This window comes from Actinoplanes sp. ATCC 53533, from assembly GCF_003947245.1.
Genome location: NZ_QHHV01000562.1, coordinates 1 through 922 on the forward strand (window position 1 = coordinate 1; position 922 = coordinate 922).

The window sequence follows — 922 nt, forward strand, 5'->3', positions numbered from 1 at the left end:
TCCACCGGAGTGTTGGCGAGTAGCTCCGCGGCGCGGACGATGTAACGCTGGTGGACGAACGGCAGGGTGGCGATGATGACGGGCTCGTTGGTGGAACGGGCGGTCAGCTCGAGGGTGCCACCCGACTCGCCGACAAGAGGGGTCCCGACGAGGTGGATGCCGACCTCGTTCATGAGCGGCCGGTAGGCGTCGAAGGTCGCGGCATGGTCGTGGTTCCCGGCGATGGCGACCACCGGTACACCCAGGTCGCGGATGGCGAGCAGTGTTTGGACAACCAACTGCTGGGCCTCCGCCGACGGTGCGGCCGAGTCGTAGATGTCGCCCGCGATCAGGACGGCGTCGACCTCGTGCTTGCCGGCCAGGCCGACGATCTCGTTCAGTACGTCGCGTTGTTCCGGGAGACGGTGGTGACCCTTGAGGGTCTTGCCGACGTGCCAATCGGAGGTGTGCAGGAATCTCATGTGGTCCGTCCAGGGCTATCGCGCCGCGCGGTGCTTGAGGAGGTGTTCCATCACGATCTGGTTCGCTGCCCATCCGTCCGGGAACTTGACCGGTTCGTGCAGGTGGACCGGCTCACTGGACGGATGGGCGTCGAGCAGTTCCCGGATGCCGGTTCGGCCGACGACGACGCACGCCTGCCGGTGCCGGGAGGTAAGCACGCACAGGCGCCCGGCCTCAAGGTGGAATGCGGTCGCGTCTCGACGGCCCGACAGCGGATGCAGTACCACGGTCACGTCGTACTCGCGGCCCTGGAGCCGATTGGCTGTGTCGACAGTGACCTCGGGCAGATCGATCAATGCGGCCCGAAGTGCGGCGACCTGGTCGCGGTGGGCTGCGCCCACAGCGATGCGATCTGGCGTGACTGATCGCGGCGTGTCACCACGACCGGGCGACGGCGCCGCGATCGAGGAATCGTCGCGTC

Annotated in this window: 2 protein-coding genes; both read right to left on the bottom strand. The window is 67.2% G+C overall.

Going from position 1 to position 922, the window contains the following annotated elements; genetic code table 11:
• Nucleotides 1-461 (bottom strand): exonuclease subunit SbcD (locus DMB66_RS60030; protein WP_125812711.1); only part of this gene is annotated, 461 nt, incomplete at its 3' end.
• A gap of 15 nt (nt 462-476) precedes the next feature.
• On the bottom strand, nt 477-922 hold a 446-nt coding region (locus DMB66_RS60035), incomplete at its 5' end, for an AAA domain-containing protein (protein ID WP_233625634.1).